A 17,997-nucleotide genomic window follows, 5' to 3' on the forward strand; every position below is an offset into this window, starting at 1 on the left:
CGCATGAAATTCCTCTGTGACAGCGACCGCTGCATCGAATGCAACGCCTGCGTCACCGCCTGCAAGAACGAGCACGAGGTACCCTGGGGCATCAACCGCCGCCGCGTCGTCACCATCAACGACGGCAAGCCCGGCGAGCGGTCCATCTCCATGGCCTGCATGCACTGCACCGACGCGCCCTGTGCCGCCGTCTGTCCCGTCAGTTGCTTCTACACCACGGCGGACGCCATCGTGCTGCACGACAAGGATCTGTGCATCGGCTGCGGCTACTGCTTCTACGCCTGCCCGTTCGGTGCGCCGCAGTATCCGCGCGTCGGCAATTTCGGCGGCCGCGGCAAGATGGACAAATGCACCTACTGCGCCGGTGGGCCGCAGCAGGACAACACGGTGGTGGAGTATACGCAGTACGGCGCCAATCGCCTGGCCGAGGGCAAGCTGCCGCTGTGCGCCGAGATGTGCAGCACCAAGGCGCTGCTGGCCGGCGATGGCGAGATGATCGCCACCATCTACCGGGAACGTGTCCAGGCCCGCGGCTATGGCGCCGGCGCCTGGGGTTGGCGCACCGCCTACCAGGAAACGGTGACGGTCTGATGCGCAACGTCCTGTTCGTGGCGGCGCTGCTGCTGGCGCCGCCCGCGTTCGCGCAATCCCAGCCCGGCGCGCCCGCGGCCGGTGCGCCGGAAATCCAGGCCCCGGTGCCGGAAGTCGGTGCCGGCCGCGGCAGCCAGCCGGGCGGTCAGGTTCCGGAATCGACGGCGCAGGGCGATACGCCAACAGGCACGCCCGCCCCGGCGGCGGCCGAGGCGGTCACCGCGCCGCAGCCGCGCCAGCCGGCCAACGTACCGCCGACGCCGGCCCCCTTCAGCGGCGGCCAGCTTTCTGCCGAGGAGCTGGAACTGCAATCCGCGCTGCGCGGCGGCAGCATCAGCGGCCGCATCACCATCCCGGACCGCCAGGCGGCCACCCTCATCCAGCCCGAGGGCCGGGAGTGGCGCGACTTCCACAACCGCACGCTCACCTGGGTCGGCGGCGTCGCCGTGCTCGGCATGTTCGTGATCCTGGCGCTGTTCTACATGACCAAGGGGCGCATACAGGTGGAGGGCGGCCTGTCCGGCCGCACCATCCAGCGCTTCAACCTGTTCGAGCGAGTGGCGCACTGGATGACGGCGACCAGCTTCATCGTGCTGGGCCTGTCGGGCCTCAACCTGACCTTCGGCCGCTTCATCCTGCTGCCGCTGGTGGGGCCGGAGGCATTCACCGCGATCAGCCTGTGGGGCAAGATCGCGCACAACTACCTGGCCTTCCCCTTCACCCTCGGCATCCTGGTGCTGTTCCTGGTCTGGGTGAAGGACAACATCCCGGACCGCCTGGACTGGGCATGGCTCAAGGCCGGCGGCGGCTTCATCGGCCGTGGGCATCCGCAGGCGAAGCGCTTCAACGCCGGGCAGAAGATGGTGTTCTGGATCACCGTGCTCGGCGGCACGCTGGTCGCCGTTTCGGGCTACGTGCTGATCTTCCCCTTCGCCGTCACCGACATGGCGGGGCAGCAGCTCGCGCACATCGTGCACGGGGTCCTGTCCGTGCTGATGATCGCGGCGATGCTGGCGCATATCTACATCGGCTCGCTCGGCATGGCCGGTGCCTATGACGCGATGGGCACGGGGCAGGTCGATCTCGCCTGGGCCCGCGAGCATCACGGCCTGTGGGTGGAGGAGGAACTGGCGAAGGCGCGGGAAACCGTCGTCGGCGGCCCGCCCACCACCGCCCGGCCCGTCGGCGCGGACTGAGGCGCCCTTTCCTTGTGCGGCCCGCCGTGGTGCAAGCCATGGCGGGCCTTTTTCATTTGCGGGATACCGAGCGTTGCGCGTGATCGGATTGGCGGGCTGGAGCGGCTCCGGCAAGACCACCCTGCTGGCCCGGCTGATCCCGGCGCTGTCCGCGCATGGCCTGTCCGTTTCCACGCTGAAGCACGCACATCACGGCTTCGACGTGGACCAGCCGGGCAAGGACAGCCACACGCACCGGCAGGCCGGGGCGCGGCAGGTGCTGGTCTCCTCCGCCAATCGCTGGGCGCTGATGACGGAGCTGCGCGGCGCGGCGGAGCCGACCCTGCCGGAGTTGCTGGCGCGCTTCGACCGGGTGGACCTGATCCTGATCGAGGGCTTCAAGCGCGACCCGCACCCGAAGATCGAAGTGCACCGCGCCGCCAACGGCAAGTCCTGGCTGCACCCGGAGGACCCGGCCATCGTCGCCGTCGCCAGTGATGTGCCGCCGCCTTCCACGCGCCTGCCACACACCCATCTGGACGACATCGCGGGCATCGCCGGGCTGGCGCTGGCCCATGCGGTTCCGTGGCCGGGCTGAGAGGAGACAGGTTTGGCGCAGCTCAGCGACGACTGCTTCGCCTTCGGCGGGCCGCTGATGTCGGTGGACGAGGCGCAGGCTCTGATTGCCGACCGCGTGCCCGCCCTGGCGGGCGAGGAGACGGCCGCTCTGCTGTCGGCCACCGGGCGCGTGCTGGCCGGCGACCTGCGGGCGCCGCTGCCGCTGCCGCCCTTCTTCAACTCCGCCGTCGATGGCTACGCCTTTCGCCATGCCGATCTCGCGGCGGCGGGCGAGACGCGGCTGCCCGTCGTGGCGCGGCTGCAGGCCGGGCAGGTGACGGCGGCGATCGCGCCCGGCACCAGCATCCGCATCTTCACCGGCGCGCCGATGCCGGAGGGCGCAGACACCGTGATGATGCAGGAGGATGCGCGGGAGGAGAGCGGCGCCGTGCTGCTCGCGCCCGGGCTGAAGCGCGGTGCCAATTGCCGCCCGGCCGGGGAGGATGTGGCGCAGGGCGAGGTGGCGCTTACGGCCGGCCGCCGGTTGCTGCCGCCCGACATCGGGCTTGCCGCGGCGTTGGGGCTGACGGTGCTTCCGGTGCGGCGCCGCGTGCGGGTCGGCGTGTTCTCCACCGGCGACGAGCTGGCGGAGCCCGGCACCCCGCTCGGCGCCGCCCGCACCTATGATTCGAACCGCTTCACCCTGCTGGCGCTGCTGGCCGGGCTGCCGGCGGAGGCCTGCGACCTCGGCATCCTGCCGGATGAGCCGGAGGCCACCGCCGACGCCCTGACCCGCGCCGCCGCGACGCACGACCTGCTGCTGACCTCGGGCGGCGTCTCGACCGGAGAGGCGGACCATGTGAAGGCGGCGATCCAGCAGGGCGGCAGCCTGGTGTTCTGGCGGCTGGCCATCAAGCCGGGCCGGCCGGCGGCGATGGGGGTGATCGGGGGCACGCCGGTGGTGGGGCTGCCCGGCAACCCGGTGGCCGCCGTGGTCACCTTCCTGCACCTGGCTCGCCCGCTGGTGCTTCGGCTGGCCGGGGCCGAGGCGGAGCCGCTGCCGCGCTTCCCGGCCGAAGCCGGCTTCTCTTATCGCAAGAAGGCCGGACGGCGCGAATATGTGCGGGTGCGGCTGGCCGCCACGGATGGCCTGCCGCTGGCGCAGAAATTCGCGCGCGAGGGCGCCGGCCTACTGACCTCGCTCACCCGATCCGACGCCCTGGCCGAACTGCCGGAGGAGGTGACGCAGGTGGCGCCGGGCGACCGGATCAGGGTGCTGCCGTTCCGCGCGGTGTTCTGACCGGTCTGCTCAAGGCCTGGGATCCAGGATGCGGCGGAACGCCCGTTGACCTTCGGAATCCAGGCCCGCGGTTATCCACCCCTGGCGCAGGTAGAAGCTTTCAGCCCGTGTTCCGGCCGCCGTCTCCAGCGTCGCCGCCCGATGCCCCGCGGCGGCCAGGCTGGCGCAGGCGCGCGCCAGCAGGGCGCGGCCGATGCCGCGACCCTCATGATCCGGATGCACGAACAGCGCCCAGATCGAGCCATCCCGGGGGTCGCCGGCGGAGAAGCCGAGGATCGCCGCTCCATCGTCCCAGACCCAGACGGGTCCGTGGGCGACGAACCAAGCATAGTCTCGGTCCGAGACCCGCCCCGGCGTCAGGATGTTTTCGCGCACGCTCCCGCGAATCTCCTTCAGCCGCGGAATATCCGCGGGAAGGGCGCGGCGGATCGAAGCCGCTACAGGCGCACGCCCTGGGTTACGTTCCGCTGGTCCGCCGTCTGCTGGAAGTTGCGGTCCAACACGGCGTAGGCGCCGAAGGCGAGGATGATGGCGGTTGCGGCGCCGAGCAGGATGGACTTCATGGCGATGATCTCCCCGTTCCGTCCTGTATCGGATCGACCCCGGCCGGTTGCAAGAGCGCCTCGGCCGCGGCGAGATCCTCCGGCGCATTGGCGTTGAAGAAGGGGTCCACCGGCAGCGCCGGCCACTCCGCATGGGCGATGCCGTGCCGCGCGGTCCAGCGATCGATCTTGCGTTCGCCGGCAGCCAGTGCCTCGCGCAGCGCCTGCCGCAGCGCGACAGGCCACAGGCCGATCGGCGGGTGGGTCTGGCCGGCGGACAGGGCGCAGGCGAGCGGCACGCCGGCGGCCTCCCGCGCCGCGTGAAGGCGGGTCACCAGGTCCAGCGGGATCAGCGGCGAGTCGCCGGGGACGGAGATCACCCAGGGCAGGTCCGACCGCTGCGCCGCCGCCCAATCCAGCGCCGCCAGGATGCCGGCGAGCGGGCCGGGATGGTCCGGCAGCCCATCCGGCACCACCGGCAAACCCCAGGCGGCGAAGCGGGCCGGGTCGCCATTGGCGTTCAGCACCAGCACCGGCACCTGCGGTCGCAGCCGGTCCAGCACATGCGCCAGCAGCGGCCGGCCGGCGAGCAACCGCAGCGGCTTGTCGCCGCCGCCCATGCGCCGCGCCAGCCCGCCGGCCAGCACCACGGCGAGGGAATCAGCCCGCATCGGAATGGCCTGTCGCCTCGGCGCTGTTCTTGCGCCAGTGCTTCGCCGATTCCTCCGGCACATGAGCCAGGTCGGCGTCGAAGACGATACGGTCTTCCCCGGCAAGGGCCACGAACCGCTTGCCCTTGCAGCGGCCGATCAGGGTCAGGTTCGCCTCCCGCGCCAGCTCCACCCCCCAGGCGGTGAAGCCGGAGCGGGACAGCAGGATGGGGATGCCCATGCGGACGGTCTTGATGACCATCTCCGAGGTCAGGCGCCCGGTGGTGTAGAAGATCTTGTCCTCCGGCGCCTCATCCTCCCGGAACATCCAGCCGGCGATCTTGTCCACCGCGTTGTGCCGGCCGACATCCTCCATGTAGACGATCGGTTCGTCCTGCCGGCACAGCGCGCAGCCATGGATGGCACCGGCTTCCAGGTACAGGCTCGGCAGCGTGTTGATTCGGTGGAGCAGGCGGTAAAGCCAGGATGTCCGCAACTGTGCCTCGGGCGCCAGGCGCACGGTCGCGAAGTCCTCCATGAGGTCGCCGAAGGCGGTGCCCTGGGCGCAGCCGGAGGTCAGGGTCTTCTTGCGCAACTTCGCTTCGAAATCCGTCTTCGCCTCGGTCCGCACCACGACGACCTGCAAATCCTCGTCGTACTCCACGCCAGTGACGCGGTCCGCGCGGCGCAGCATGCCCTGGTTCAGCAGGTAGCCGAGCGCCAGGTCCTCCGGCCTGTCGAGGATCGTCATCATCGTGACGATCTCCTGTCCGTTCAGGTACAGCGTGAGGGGCCGTTCCACCGTCACGCTGGTCTCGATGCGCTGCCCGGCGTGGTCGAGGCCCGTCACGCGCCGTGTCAGGCGCGGGTCGGAGGGGTCGGGTTGGACGCGAAGGCGGTGCTCCATGGAGCGGAGATGGACGCTGGAGCGAAGCGCCGCAAGCCGGCCGGGTGTAGGCGGCAAACCTGTATATAATGATAACTTGTAGCCGGTGGTATTTCAGGTTCACTTTTGCGTGCTACTTTTGCGCTGTGGTTAACCTGGAAGATCCCCTCTCACCTGACCGGTTCGCGCTGGACCTCTACGCCTCGGTGCTCGAGGGGCGAGGCCTGACGCATGCCATGGAGCCATTGGCGCGCGCGCTCGGCACCAGCACGCACGCGGTGCACCTGATGCAGTACGAGCGCGGCGTCCTGCGGGAGGCGCAATGCCAGGGCGGCGGGTTGGCCTCGGATGTCACCGCCGAATACGCGCGGCACTGGATCCATCAGGACCCTTGGGCCCGCGCGGCCGCCATGAGCGGGGAGGGCGTGCTGAACCTGGCCGGCAAGGTCCCGGCGCGCCAGTTGCGCGCCAGCGCCATCTGGAACGAGTGGAAGGCGCCGCGCGACGGTGCCTTCCATTGCCTTTCGGTCCTGGTGCAGGGCCCCGGTGGCATGTCCGGCCGCATCGCCTTCCACCGCGCAGTCCGCGCCGAGGGCTTCGGCCATGCCGAGGCCGCGCTGCTGCAACCCATATTCCCGCATCTCCGCCGCGCATTGATCGCCGAAACCCGGCTGGCTGCCGGCGACTGGCAGTCCGCCCGCGCGGTGCAGGCCGGATTCGCCGCGCTGCGCCAGGGCGTGGTCCTGCTGGACCGCCAGCGCCAGATCGTTGCCACCAATCCGGCGGTTGAGGCGATGGCGGCGCAGGGCGATGGCCTGTCGCTGGTCCGCGAGGGGGGGCTTTCCAGCCAGGATGCGCCAGCGCGCCAGGCGCTGGCCCGCGCGGTGGGCTCGGCGCTTGCGGCTATCGGCGGCAAGGTGCGGATGATGCCCGATGCGGCCAGCGTGGCGCTGCCTCGCCGAAGCGGGGCGCCGCCCTGGCTGGTGCAGGCGCTGCCGCTGCGGCGGCTGGAGGCGCCTGGAATGCCGGATGGATTCACCGGCGTGATGCTGCTGGTGACGGATGACGCGGCCCGCCCGCGCCCCCGCGCGCCGCTGCTGCGCCAAGCCTTCAGGCTTTCGCCAGCCGAGGCATCCCTGGCCGCGGCGCTGGCCGCGGGGAAGACGGTGGCCCAGCATGCGGCGACGCGGCGCATCGCGGTGGATACGGTGCGCGGGCAATTGCTGGCGATCCGCCGGAAGACCGGGTCGCGCAGCCTGGCGGATCTGACCGCGCTGTTGGGGCGGCTGAGCGGATAATCCAGGCCGTTCAGCCGCCACGCACCGAGAAGGGCCGCATCAGGAAGGCGGCGCCCCAGCCGAAGGCGCCGTTCAGCAGCACCGCCCGGATCCACACGAAGCTGTTGCCGCCCGCCCACATCGGCGCACCGCGCAGTTGTGCCACCACGGTGAAGCCGACCACCGTGCAGACCACGGCACCGAGCACGAAGCCGGTCAGCAGGTCCGGCATCCGGCCCCAGCGGATCAGCGCCGCCAGCAGGATGCCCCAGATCCCGCCCCAGAACATCATGGAGACGATCTGCGGCACGCCGAGCGGTGGCACCGGGCGCAGGCTGAACCCGGCAGTGGCAGGGCGGAACGCATCGGCCGCGCCGATCAGCGTCTTGATGAGCGGGAACTGGTGGTACAGCACGTAGAGCGTGCCCTGGTGGAACACGACCACCGCCAGCGCCCCGCAGATGAAGCCCAGCAGGATAACCTTCTTCATCAGACACCAATCCGCGATTTGCGGCCGAAGACTATCCCGCGGGTGGAGCCCGCACCATCCGGGCGCTCAGTGCCCGTCCAGCGCCAGCAGATCCTGGGTCCGGCGCAGCGACTGGGTGTAGGTGACGCCGTTGTTCAGGTAGAACTCGTCACGCGGGAAATCATCGGTGAGCGCCGCCTCGGGCCGCTGTGCACCGGGCCGCCAGACCAGGGCCGGGTCGGCGAACAGGGCGGCAAATTCCGTGAAGCCACGATTGCCGCGGTGCAGATGGGCCAGCACCGCGGGCTCCGCGAAGCGCCGCGCCAGGGCCGCCGGGTCGTAGGGAATTGGGCTGTCGGAGCCGATCAGGACGGAGCCGGGCATCAGCAGCTTGGTGTAGGGGAAGACCGAGGCGAAGGTGGCCACCACCCGCTGCGTCGGGCCCCACTGCACATACAGCCCGCCCGGTGCCAGGCGGCGGCGCACCTGTTCGAGGAACTCGGCCGAATACAGCAGGCCGGAATGCGAGCCCTCCGGCAGGATCGCATCGGCCTGGATCACGTCGTACTGCGTCTCGCCCTTGGACAAGGCGCGGCGGCCGTCGCCGTACTCCAGGCGCCAGCGCGGGTTGCGCAGCATCTCCGCGATCGGGCCGTCCGGGTAGCGCGTGGCGATCCCGGCATGGGCGGTCAGCACCGGCCCGACCAGCTCGATGGCACGGATCTCCCGCGTCGCGGGGGACACGCCGGCGGCCCAGGGTGTGCCGCCGGAGCCGATGCCGATGGCCAGCACGCGCTGCGGGTCCGGATGCAGCAGCGGGCCCAGCGCGCCAAGGAACTGGTGGATCGGCAGGAAGGGGATCTGCCCCTGGCTGAAGCCCTGGATGAAGAAGGGGCCGTGCGGGCCGAAGCCGGGCCGGTTGTCGTCGCGGAAGAAGGCAACGCCGGAGCGGTCCTCCGCCCAGTCCACCACCTGGCCCGGCCGTTCGGCATGCAGGCGCGACCACAGCGCCGCATTGCCCGGCAGCGCCACCAGGGCGACGCCGCAGGCGGCAGCCATCGCCATCTCCGGTCGGCGGCCGCGACCCTCTCGCCACAGCCAGCCGAGCATCAGCAGCACCGACAGCACAGCCAGCAGCCGCAGCGTGCCGGCCGTGCCGATCAGGTGGAAGGTCACCAGCCCGGTCAGGATGGAACCGGCCGCATTGCCCATGATGTTGGACAGCTGCACCCAGCCGACACGCGCGCCGACGCTCGCCAGATCCTGCTGCACGGCGCGCTGCACGAAGGGGAAGGTCATGCCGATGAGGAAGGAGGGCGGGCCCACCACCGCCAGCGTCAGCAGCACCGTCGTCAGCAGGCCGGACCCGCGCAGGCGGTGCATGTCCGGCGAAACGAACTGGTTCACCGGCCAATGCGGCAGCGCCCAGACCATCAGCAGGATCAGCGCCGCGCCCAGCGCGAAGCCACCGGCCTGGGTCAGGAAGAAGGCCGGGCGCGGGTCGCGGATGCGGCGCAGCAGGCGGGAGGCGAAGGCGATACCGGCGCCATCCGCCAGCAGGAACACGCCGAGCACGGTGGGGAACAGGTAGGCATGGTACTGCCCGATCTGGCCCATCAGCCGGACCCAGACGATTTCCAGCGCGACGATGACGTAGCCGGACAGGAACACCAGCAGGCACCACAGGCGGAGACTGCCGAAGGGTTCGACCTGCGCATCCGCGCCGCGCCGCGCCGCGGGCGCCGGCTGCGTTCGGGACAGGCCCGGCAGCAGCGTCAGCGCCAGGGCGGCCGCGAGCAAATCCAGCCCGGCGGCCAGTGCCAGCGATCCGGTGTAGCCAAGGTTGCCGACCAGCAGCCAGCCGCCGAGCAGCGCGCCCAGACCGGCCCCCAGCGTGTTCAGCCCGTACAGGCTGCCGATGCGTTCCGCGACCGACCCCAGGTCGGTCGCCACCGCGCGCGCCAGCAGCGGCAGGGAGGCGCCCATCAGCGTCGTCGGCAGCACCAGGCCCATGAAGCACAGCGCGAAGATGGCGATGGGGCTATCCACCACCCCGGCCAGCTCCGTCGCCAGCAGGTCGTACAGGAAGAACTTGGAGACCAGCGCGAAGCCCGCCACCGCGACCTCCGCCAGCGCGAAGCCGAGCAAGGCGCGGTAGGGCGAAAGCCGGTCCGCCAGCCAGGCGCCGAGCAGCGAGCCGAGGCCGAGGCCGGCCAGGAAGGCGCCCACGACCAGCGCCGCCGAGATGGTGTCCGAGCCGGCGAAGATGCCGAGCATGCGTTGCCAGACGATCTGGCACAGCAGGGCAGCGAAGCCCGAGCAGAAGAACGCCACGGCCAGACGCGGCATGGAAGTCGTCCCCTTTTGCCGCGGCCCCCCTCGGTCACGGATGCGTCATCATTGCCAAAACATGGCCGATCGTAAACCCGGGCGCCCACCCTTGCGGCCAATCCCGCCGCCGCGCACCTTGCGGCCTTCAAGTTGCGGGAGAATGCCGGTGAACGGAGCTGAAAGTCTGGTGCACACCCTGTTGGCCGCGGGGGTGGACACCTGTTTTGCCAACCCCGGCACCAGCGAGATGCATTTCGTCGCGGCGCTGGACCGCATTCCCGGGATGCGGTGCGTGCTCGGCCTTCAGGAAAACGTTGTCACCGGCATGGCCGATGGCTATTGGCGCATGACCGGCAAGCCGGCCGTGACCCTGCTGCATTGTGGCCCGGGCCTGGCGAACGGGCTGTCCAACCTGCACAACGCCCGCCGCGCGCGATCCGGCATCGTCAATTGCGTCGGCGACCAGGCGACCTACCACCGGCCGCTCGATGCACAGTTGACCGCGGATACTGAGGGTTTCGCCCGCGCCGTCTCCGCCTGGACGCGCACCGTGGCCCGTGCCGAGGATGTCGGCCGCGATGCGGCGACCGCCGTGCAGGCGGCGCGCACTTCGCCGGGCCAGATCGCCACCCTGATCCTGCCGTCGGACGTCTGCTGGGACGAGGCGCCGGGCGGCCCCGCGACCGGCCTGCCGGTGCCGGCGGCGCCGCAGGCGGACCCGCATGCGGTGCGCAACGCCGCCCGTGCGCTGCGTGACCGAAAGGATGTGCTGATCCTGCTCGGCGGCCCGGCCCTGACGGCGGAGGCGCAGGCGCTGGCCTGGCGCGTCGCGCAGGCGACCGGCGCCGCGGTGCTGGCCGAGATGTCCAATTCGCGCGTCGAGCGTGGCCAGGGCCGCATGCAGCTGGAGCGCGTGCCCTATCCGGCCGACCTCGCGATCGAGGCGCTGAAGCCCTACACCACCATCATCCTGGTCAACAGCAAGGCGCCGGTCGGCTTCTTCGCCTATCCCAACAAGCCGTCCCGTCACCACCGGGAAGACGCCGATATCCTGCTGCTGACGCGCTATGAGGCCGACCCGATCCAGGCGCTGACCGCACTGGCGGACGAACTCGGCGCACCGCAGGCCGCGATCCCCGACCCCGGTCCGCGCCCGCAACCGGTGCGCGGCACGCCGACGCCGGAAGGGCTGGCGCAGACGCTGGCGGCCCTGATGCCGGACAACGCGATCATCGCCGACGAGTCGGTGTCCTTCGGCCGTGGCTTCTACAAGTTCACCCATGCCGCGCCGGCGCATGACTGGCTGCACATCACCGGCGGCGCCATCGGCTGCGGCATCCCACTGGCCACCGGGGCTGCCATCGGCGCCCCCGGCCGCCGCGTCATCAACCTGCAGGCCGATGGTTCGGCGATGTACACGCTGCAGGGGCTGTGGACCCAGGCGCGGGAGAAGCTGCCGGTCACCACCATCATCATCTCGAACCGGAAATACGCCATCCTGATCGGCGAGTACCAGGGCGTCGGCGCCAACCCTGGGCGCACGGCGATGGACATGCTGGACCTCGGCAACCCGAACCTGGACTGGGTGAAGCTGGCCGGCGGCATGGGCGTGGCGGCGGCGCGGACCACCACGCTGGAGGGCGTCGCCGACCTTCTGCAGCAGAGCCTGTCGCAGGACGGGCCCTTCCTGATCGAGATGGAAGTCTGAGCATGGACCTCTCCCTCGCCGGCCGCCGCGTGCTGATCACTGGCGGATCGAAGGGCATCGGCCTGGCCTGTGCTGAGGCCTTCGCGCGGGAAGGGTGCGACATCATCCTCGCCGGACGCGACCCCGCCACGCTGGCCAGCGCCGCCGATGCGGTGCGCGGTGCCGCGCAGGTGCGGGTCGAAACCCACGCCGCGGATTTGTCGCGGCCCGAGGCGCGGGAGGGGCTGCACGCGGCCTTCCCAGACTTCGACATCCTGGTGAACAACGCCGGCGCCATCCCGTCCGGCCGCTTGCAGGACATTCCATTCGCCCGCTGGCAGCAGGCCTGGGACCTCAAGGTCCTCGGCTACATCCATTTGTGCCAGTTGTACTACCCGGGCATGGAGGCGAAGCGCGCCGGCGTCATCCTGAACATCATCGGCATGGCCGGGCGCGCGCCGCGCATGGGCTACATCTGCGGCGGCACCGGCAACGCGGCGCTGATCGCCTTCACCTCGGCGCTTGGTGGCGCGGCGCAGGAGTCCGGCGTGCGGGTGCTGGGCATCAACCCCGCCGCCACCCGCACCGCGCGGATGGAAACCCAGGCACGGGTCAATGCAAAGCTGAAGTTCGGAGACGAGGAACGCTGGGCCGAAACCCTGACCAGCCTGCCCTACGGCCGCCCAATCGAGGCCGCCGAGATCGCCGACCTGTCGGTGTTCCTGGCTTCCCCGCGTGCCGCATATGTGAACGGCACCGTGGTCGATGTCGATGGCGGCGGCATGTTCCGCGGCTGAGTGCCGGGCCACCCCCTGATTGCGGGGCGTTGGCCTTTCTGCCAAGGTCAAATCCGTTGCATGATGGTCAATTCCTGACGCGGACCCGATCCGCCTGACAGCGAGGCCCGTCAGGGGCCGACCAACCGACGGGCGCCCGCTAGGCCCCGGAGGGTCAGGGAATGGGCTGGCCCATCGGCCGGCCACGGAGGGCTGGCAGGATGAGTCCGGCATGAGCATCCGCGCCCGCCTGTTGTGGCTGGTCGCCGTCGCCACGCTGGTCCCGGCGCTGCTCGTCGGTTTCCGCTTCCTCCAGGAACGCCAGGCGCAGATCGAATCCGCCACTGCGCGCCTTGTTTCCGCCGCCGGCGTCGTGGCGCTCGACCTGGATGACCGCATCATGGGCGCCAGCCAGTTGCTGTTCGGCCTGGCGCGGGCGCGCGACCTGGAGGAGGCCGGCCCGGCCGCCTGTTCCGCCTTCCTGTCGGCGGTGCGCGAACAGTACCAGCAATTCACCGGCCTGCTGACCATCGACCCGGAAGGCCGCCTGGTCTGCGACTCCTTGCAGACCGGCCGCCAGCTCGACCTGCGCGACCGCCGCTATTTCCAAGAGGCGCTACGGACGGAACGCGGCGTGGTGCTGGAGCCGGCCTTCGGGCGGCTGACCGGGGTTTCGGTGCTACAGGTGGCGTTCCCGGCGCGCAATGCGGCCGGCGACCTGTCCTTCGTCCTTCTCGCCTCGCTGAACCTCCTCACCCTGGTGCAGGACCACGCCAACCGGCTGCAACCTGGCGAGGAAATTCTGCTGGTCGGCCCGGACGGGCTGGCGCTGGTCTGGACGGAGCAGATGGTGGCGCGTGGCAGATCGCCCGGCCGGATGCTGGTCGGCGAACTCGCGCGCTTCGCAGCCGGCGAGGATCGGCGCCCGACCTGGGAGGTCCGTGGCGAGGACGGCCAGGTCCGCATCTGGGCCGCCGGCACCGCCCCACTGACCGAGGGCTCCGGCCTGCGCGTGCTGGTCGGCCAGAAGCGGCAGGATTTGGTGGCGCAGGCGGACCGGCGGCTGCGGCAGGACCTGGTGATCCTGGCCGCCGTCTCGCTCGGCCTCGCCATCGCAGTGTGGCTGATCGGGGAGCTGGGGATCAGGCGGGAGGTCGGCCGCATCTCCGCGATGGCTTGGCGGCTCGGCCAGGGGGACCTCGCGGCGCGGATCGCCCCGCCCTATCCGGGCGGCGAGCTGGGCGGGCTGATGGCCGTGCTGAACCGTAGCGCCGATTCGCTGCAGCACCAGCGGGACGCCATTGCTGACCTGAACCGCAAGCTGCTGCAGGCGCAGCGGATGGAGGCGGTGGGGCAGCTGACCGGCGGGCTGGCGCATGACTTCAACAACCTGCTGACCGTGATCCTCGGCAGCGCCGAGCTGCTGGCCGAGCAGCTGGAGCACGACCCGGACCTGCTGCAACTGGCGGAGACGACGCGGCTGGCCGCGGAACGCGGCGGCGACCTGACGCGCAGCCTGCTGGCCTTCGCACGCCGCCAGCCGCTTGACCCGCGGCCCACCGATGTCGGCAGCGAGTTGCGCCGGGTCGAGGTGCTGCTGCGCCGCACGCTCGGCGAGCATATCGAGTGCCGCTTCGACTTGGCGACGAACCTCCCGCCGGCGCTGGTCGACCCGGCGCAACTGGAGGCGGCACTGCTGAACCTGGTGCTCAATGCGCGCGATGCGATGCCGCAGGGCGGCCTGCTGACGGTGGAGACGGCGTCAGCCCTGCTGGATGCCGCCTACGCCGCGCAGCATGAGGAGGTGGCCGCCGGCGAGTACATCGCCATCGCCGTGACCGACACTGGCTGCGGCATGACTCCGGAAGTTATGGCGCAGGTGTTCGAGCCGTTCTTCACGACCAAGGAGTTCGGCCGCGGCAGCGGCCTTGGCCTCAGCATGGTGTTCGGCTTCGTCAAGCAGTCGCAGGGCCACATCCGGATCTATTCCGAGCCTGGCCAGGGCACCACCGTGAAGCTGTATTTGCCGCGCGCCGCCGACGGCTCGGCGCCACGCCGTGACGTGCCCCGGACGCGGTCGCAGCGTGGCGATGAAAGCGTGCTGGTGGTGGAGGACGACGCCATGGTGCGCGCGCATGTCGCAAGCGAACTCGGCAACCTGGGCTATTGCGTGCGGGCCGTCGCCAATGGCCAGGAGGCGATGGAGGTGCTGCGGGGCGATGCGCCGGTAGACGTGCTGTTCACCGATGTGGTGATGCCCGGCGGCATGTCCGGCCCACAGCTCGCGGCGTCCGCGCTGCTGCTGCGGCCGACGCTGCGCGTGTTGTACACCTCCGGCTATACGGAGAATGCCGTGGTGCATCACGGCCGGCTCGATGCCGGCGTGGTGCTGCTCAGCAAGCCCTACCGGCGCCAGGAACTGGCGGAGAAGCTGCGCGTCGTGCTGCGGCCCGAGAGCTGAAGCATTTTCAAGTCAGGCGGATACGCCTGACGACTCGGAAAATGCGCCAAATCAACCACCCTAGACCCGCTCGATCTCCGCGCCCACCGCCGAAAGCTTGCGCTCCAGCGCCTCGTAGCCGCGGTCCAGGTGGTAGACGCGGTTCACGATCGTCTCCCCCTGCGCCGCAAGTCCGGCCAGGACCAGGGAGACGGAGGCGCGCAGGTCGGTCGCCATCACCGGCGCTCCCGAAAGCTTCGGCACGCCGCGCACGATGGCGGACTGGCCGTGGTACTTGATGCGCGCGCCCATGCGGGTCAGCTCGGGCACATGCATGAAGCGGTTCTCGAAGATTGTCTCCGTGATCATGCTGGCACCCTCCGCCACGCACATCAGCGCCATGAACTGCGCCTGCATGTCGGTGGCGAAGCCAGGGAAGGGCTCCGTCATCACATCGGCGCCGCGCAGGCCGTTGCGGCGGGTGATGCGGAGCCCAGCGGTTTCCTCCGCCACGTCCACCCCGCATTCGCGCATCGTCCGCACCACGGCGCCGAGGTCGACCATGCGCGCGCCTTCCAGCAGCACGGTGCCGCCGGTGATGGCCGCGGCGCAGGCATAGGTGCCGGCCTCGATCCGGTCGGGGATAATGGGGTGCGTGGCGGCGCCGAGCGTCTTCACGCCCTCCACCACCAGGCGATCGGTGCCGATGCCCTCGATCCGCGCACCCATGCGCATCAGGCACATGGCGAGGTCGCCGATCTCGGGCTCCCGCGCGGCATTCACCAGCTCCGTCACGCCATCGGCCAGGGTCGCGGCCATCAGCAGGTTCTCGGTGGCGCCGACGCTGACCTGCGGGAAGATGATGGTGGCGCCCTTCAAGCCCTTGGGTGCCTTCGCATGCATGTAGCCGCCTTCGAGGTCGAAGACGGCGCCCATCTGCTCCAGCCCCTTGATGTGCAGGTCGACCGGCCGCGTGCCGATGGCGCAGCCGCCGGGAAGCGAGACCCGCGCCTCCCCGAAGCGCGCCACCAGCGGGCCCATCACCAGGACGGAGGCGCGCATCTTGCGCACCAGGTCGTAGGGCGCCTCCAGGTTGTTCGCGGCGCCGGACAGCACCAGGCGGCGGCCGGGCTTGTCGTGGTCCACCGTCATGCCGTGCTGCGCCAGCAACGCGCGCATGGTGGCGATATCCGCCAGGTCCGGCGCGTTCTCCAGCACCAGCGGGCCGTCTGACAGCAGGCCGGCGGCCATGAGCGGCAGGGTGGCGTTCTTGGCGCCACCGATCGGGATGTTGCCCGACAGTGGCTTGCCGCCACGGATGCGGATGCGGTCCATGCGTCGTCCTATCGCGCTACTGGAGTATCTCCCTCTCCCCCGCTCATGGGGGAGAGGGTCGGGGCGAGGGGGACGCGGCCGGCCTGCCGACCTGCGCCATCCTCTCACCCAGTCCTCCCCCCCTGCGGGGCGAGAGGGCTTCGGCACCCATCGTCTTCAGCCGTGCCTAGAGCTTCGGCAAGGCGACGCCGCGCTGGCCCATGTACTTGCCCTTTCGGTCTGCATAGCTGACCTCGGGCGGTGCGCTGCCCTGCAGGAACAGGAACTGGCAGATGCCCTCGTTGGCATAGATGCGGGCCGGCAGTGGGGTGGTGTTGCTGATCTCGATGGTCACCTGGCCTTCCCATTCGGGCTCCAGCGGCGTGACGTTCACGATCAGGCCGCAGCGGGCATAGGTGGATTTGCCGAGGCAGATCACCAGCACGTCCCGGGGAATGCGGAAGTATTCGATGGTGTGGCACAGCACGAAGCTGTTCGGCGGGATGATGCAGGTCTCGCCACGGCGGGTGACGAAGCCCTGGTCCGAGAACACCTTCGGATCCACCACCGCATTGTCGACATTCGTGAAAATCTTGAATTCATCTGCGAGGCGCGCATCGTAGCCGTAGGAGGACAGGCCGTAGGAGATCACGCCCTCCCGCCGCTGGCTTTCCACAAACGGCTCGATCATGGCCGTCTCCTGCGCCATGCGGCGGATCCAGGTGTCGGGCATGATGGACATGGGCGGGCGAGCCTTGCGCGTCGTCGGGGACCGCGGTCTAGCCCAGCCGGCATGTCAGGTCCATTACGACCCAGGCTTGTCCTCCGGTGCGGGAGGATCCGCCGGTGCGTCGGCACGTGCGCGCGCCTGCGCCTTGCGGCGGCGCAGATTCTCCCGCAGCGCGGCCGCCAGCCGGGCCTCGCGCGCTTCCTGCGCCGGCGTGCGCCCTGGTGGGTCCGGCGCCTTGTCCTTGTCCGGCATCAGCCGACGCGGATGCCCGCCGCCTGCACCACGGCGGCCCAGCGCCGCACCTCGGCTGCGACGAAATCCGAATACTCCGGCGCGGTCATCCGCCGCGGCGTGGCACCGGTCTCGATCAGGCGCGCGGTGATCTCGGGCGTTGCCAGCGCGGCCAGCACCTCCGCATTCAGCCGCGTCACGATGGGCGCGGGCGTTCCGGCGGGCGCGGAGAGGCCGAACCAGGTGGAGGCGACCATTTCCGGATGCCCCAGTTCCTTGAAGGTCGGCAGGTCCGGCCAGCCGGGCACGCGGGCCTCCGCGGTCACGGCCAGAAGCCGGAAGCGCTCGTTGCGCCCGGCCTCCACCAGCGTGGTGATCATGGATTCCAGCGCGCCGCCCGCGACGTCGTTCATCATCGGGCCGCTGCCGCGATAGGGCACATGCGTCGTCTCGATGCCGGCGGAGCGTTGCAGGATCGCCTGCTTGGCGTGGGAGGAGGTGCCGTTGCCGGGCGATCCCACCGCGAGGCCGGGCCGCGCCTTCGCCGCCTCGATGAACTGCGCCAGGTCGCGGATCGGGCTGGCGACGTTCACCGCGAGGACGGAGGGGATTTCCGCCAGCAGCGCCACATGCGCGAAATCACGGACGGAATCATAGGGCATGGTGGGATAGACGCTCGGCCCGACGCCGAAGCTGGCGATGTTGGAGACGATCAGGGTGTGGCCGTCCGGCGGGCTTTTCGCCACGAAGTCCGAGCCCAGCGTGCCGCCGGCCCCTGCGCGGTTCTCCACCACGAAGGTCTGCCCGAGCACTGTGCCGAGGCGCTGGCCGACCAGCCGGGCGATGAAATCCGTGGTGCCGCCGGGCGGGAAGGGTACCACCATGCGCACCGGCCGCGACGGCCAAGCCGGCTGGGCCTGCGCCAGGCTCGGCGCCGCAATCGCGCCGGGTATCAGGGTCAGCAGGTGGCGGCGGCGCATGGCGTTGGTTCCGGCGGCGGGAAGCGCGAAACCTAGCGCCGATGCCGCAGGGCAGGCAAA

General features: G+C 70.5%; 18 protein-coding genes. 8 read left to right on the plus strand and 10 right to left on the minus strand.

Annotated elements, in window-relative coordinates; genetic code table 11:
• Positions 1-3 precede the first annotated feature (3 nt).
• The 4 genes from fdh3B (at position 4) to ACLF3G_RS13640 (ending at position 3,624) form a co-directional block, all read left to right on the plus strand.
• Entirely contained in the window at positions 4-591 is a 588-nt protein-coding gene (fdh3B, locus tag ACLF3G_RS13625; RefSeq protein WP_430669921.1) for a formate dehydrogenase FDH3 subunit beta, read from the plus strand.
• Complete coding sequence (locus ACLF3G_RS13630) at positions 591-1,787, plus strand: formate dehydrogenase subunit gamma (RefSeq protein ID WP_430669922.1); 1,197 nt, start codon at positions 591-593, stop codon at positions 1,785-1,787. The genes fdh3B and ACLF3G_RS13630 overlap by 1 nt, the downstream gene beginning before the upstream one ends.
• A 73-nt stretch (positions 1,788-1,860) precedes the next feature.
• Positions 1,861-2,364, plus strand: coding sequence for a molybdopterin-guanine dinucleotide biosynthesis protein B (gene mobB / locus ACLF3G_RS13635; protein WP_430669923.1), 504 nt, complete (start codon positions 1,861-1,863; stop codon positions 2,362-2,364).
• A gap of 12 nt (positions 2,365-2,376) precedes the next feature.
• Positions 2,377-3,624 (plus strand): molybdopterin molybdotransferase MoeA, encoded by a 1,248-nt coding sequence (locus tag ACLF3G_RS13640; RefSeq protein WP_430669924.1) that lies wholly within the window; start codon positions 2,377-2,379, stop codon positions 3,622-3,624.
• A 9-nt stretch (positions 3,625-3,633) separates the two neighbouring features.
• Here the strand turns inward: ACLF3G_RS13640 and ACLF3G_RS13645 are convergent, their stop codons facing one another.
• The 4 genes from ACLF3G_RS13645 to fdhD all read right to left on the minus strand — a co-directional run bounded on the left by ACLF3G_RS13645 (position 3,634) and on the right by fdhD (position 5,723).
• Positions 3,634-3,999 (minus strand): GNAT family N-acetyltransferase, encoded by a 366-nt coding sequence (locus ACLF3G_RS13645; protein ID WP_430669925.1) that lies wholly within the window; start codon positions 3,997-3,999, stop codon positions 3,634-3,636.
• Positions 4,000-4,061: 62 nt separating this feature from the next.
• Positions 4,062-4,187, minus strand: a complete 126-nt coding sequence (locus ACLF3G_RS13650; RefSeq protein ID WP_430669926.1) for a hypothetical protein — start codon at positions 4,185-4,187, stop codon at positions 4,062-4,064.
• Positions 4,184-4,837 carry a molybdenum cofactor guanylyltransferase MobA gene (gene mobA / locus ACLF3G_RS13655; protein WP_430669927.1) on the minus strand — a complete coding sequence of 218 codons (654 nt, stop codon included), beginning with the start codon at positions 4,835-4,837 and terminating at the stop codon, positions 4,184-4,186. Before mobA ends, ACLF3G_RS13650 begins: the two co-directional genes overlap by 4 nt.
• The gene (gene fdhD / locus ACLF3G_RS13660) at positions 4,827-5,723 is read right to left on the minus strand and encodes a formate dehydrogenase accessory sulfurtransferase FdhD (RefSeq protein WP_430669928.1); all 897 of its coding nucleotides are present in this window, start codon (positions 5,721-5,723) and stop codon (positions 4,827-4,829) included. Before fdhD ends, mobA begins: the two co-directional genes overlap by 11 nt.
• 125 nt (positions 5,724-5,848) lie before the next feature.
• On the opposite strand from fdhD, the gene ACLF3G_RS13665 reads away from it, so the two are divergent.
• On the plus strand, positions 5,849-7,000 hold the full coding sequence (locus ACLF3G_RS13665; protein WP_430669929.1) for a helix-turn-helix transcriptional regulator: 1,152 nt from the start codon (positions 5,849-5,851) through the stop codon (positions 6,998-7,000).
• Between the two features lie 10 nt (positions 7,001-7,010).
• Here the strand turns inward: ACLF3G_RS13665 and ACLF3G_RS13670 are convergent, their stop codons facing one another.
• Both ACLF3G_RS13670 and ACLF3G_RS13675 read right to left on the minus strand, forming a co-directional pair.
• Entirely contained in the window at positions 7,011-7,469 is a 459-nt protein-coding gene (locus ACLF3G_RS13670; protein WP_430669930.1) for a hypothetical protein, read from the minus strand.
• A gap of 66 nt (positions 7,470-7,535) precedes the next feature.
• Entirely contained in the window at positions 7,536-9,797 is a 2,262-nt protein-coding gene (locus ACLF3G_RS13675; protein WP_430669931.1) for a fused MFS/spermidine synthase, read from the minus strand.
• Positions 9,798-9,939: 142 nt separating this feature from the next.
• Between ACLF3G_RS13675 and ACLF3G_RS13680 the strand changes: the two genes are divergently transcribed.
• The 3 genes from ACLF3G_RS13680 (at position 9,940) to ACLF3G_RS13690 (ending at position 14,703) form a co-directional block, all read left to right on the plus strand.
• Positions 9,940-11,487, plus strand: a complete 1,548-nt coding sequence (locus ACLF3G_RS13680; RefSeq protein WP_430669932.1) for an acetolactate synthase large subunit — start codon at positions 9,940-9,942, stop codon at positions 11,485-11,487.
• Between the two features lie 2 nt (positions 11,488-11,489).
• The gene (locus ACLF3G_RS13685; RefSeq protein WP_430669933.1) at positions 11,490-12,263 is read left to right on the plus strand and encodes an SDR family oxidoreductase; all 774 of its coding nucleotides are present in this window, start codon (positions 11,490-11,492) and stop codon (positions 12,261-12,263) included.
• Positions 12,264-12,474: 211 nt separating this feature from the next.
• Positions 12,475-14,703, plus strand: a complete 2,229-nt coding sequence (locus ACLF3G_RS13690) for an ATP-binding protein (RefSeq protein WP_430669934.1) — start codon at positions 12,475-12,477, stop codon at positions 14,701-14,703.
• Between the two features lie 60 nt (positions 14,704-14,763).
• Here the strand turns inward: ACLF3G_RS13690 and murA are convergent, their stop codons facing one another.
• The 4 genes from murA to ACLF3G_RS13710 all read right to left on the minus strand — a co-directional run bounded on the left by murA (position 14,764) and on the right by ACLF3G_RS13710 (position 17,937).
• A complete protein-coding gene (gene murA, locus ACLF3G_RS13695) occupies positions 14,764-16,017 on the minus strand; it encodes a UDP-N-acetylglucosamine 1-carboxyvinyltransferase (protein WP_430669935.1) in 1,254 nt (417 codons plus the stop codon).
• A 166-nt stretch (positions 16,018-16,183) separates the two neighbouring features.
• Positions 16,184-16,738 (minus strand): dCTP deaminase, encoded by a 555-nt coding sequence (gene dcd, locus ACLF3G_RS13700; protein WP_168050634.1) that lies wholly within the window; start codon positions 16,736-16,738, stop codon positions 16,184-16,186.
• A 63-nt stretch (positions 16,739-16,801) separates the two neighbouring features.
• Positions 16,802-16,978 carry a hypothetical protein gene (locus tag ACLF3G_RS13705; protein ID WP_430669936.1) on the minus strand — a complete coding sequence of 59 codons (177 nt, stop codon included), beginning with the start codon at positions 16,976-16,978 and terminating at the stop codon, positions 16,802-16,804.
• Positions 16,978-17,937, minus strand: coding sequence for a Bug family tripartite tricarboxylate transporter substrate binding protein (locus tag ACLF3G_RS13710; protein ID WP_430669937.1), 960 nt, complete (start codon positions 17,935-17,937; stop codon positions 16,978-16,980). The genes ACLF3G_RS13705 and ACLF3G_RS13710 overlap by 1 nt, the downstream gene beginning before the upstream one ends.
• Positions 17,938-17,997 lie beyond the last annotated feature (60 nt).

It is taken from the genome of Falsiroseomonas sp. HC035 (assembly GCF_050563525.1).
GTDB lineage: Bacteria > Pseudomonadota > Alphaproteobacteria > Acetobacterales > Acetobacteraceae > Falsiroseomonas.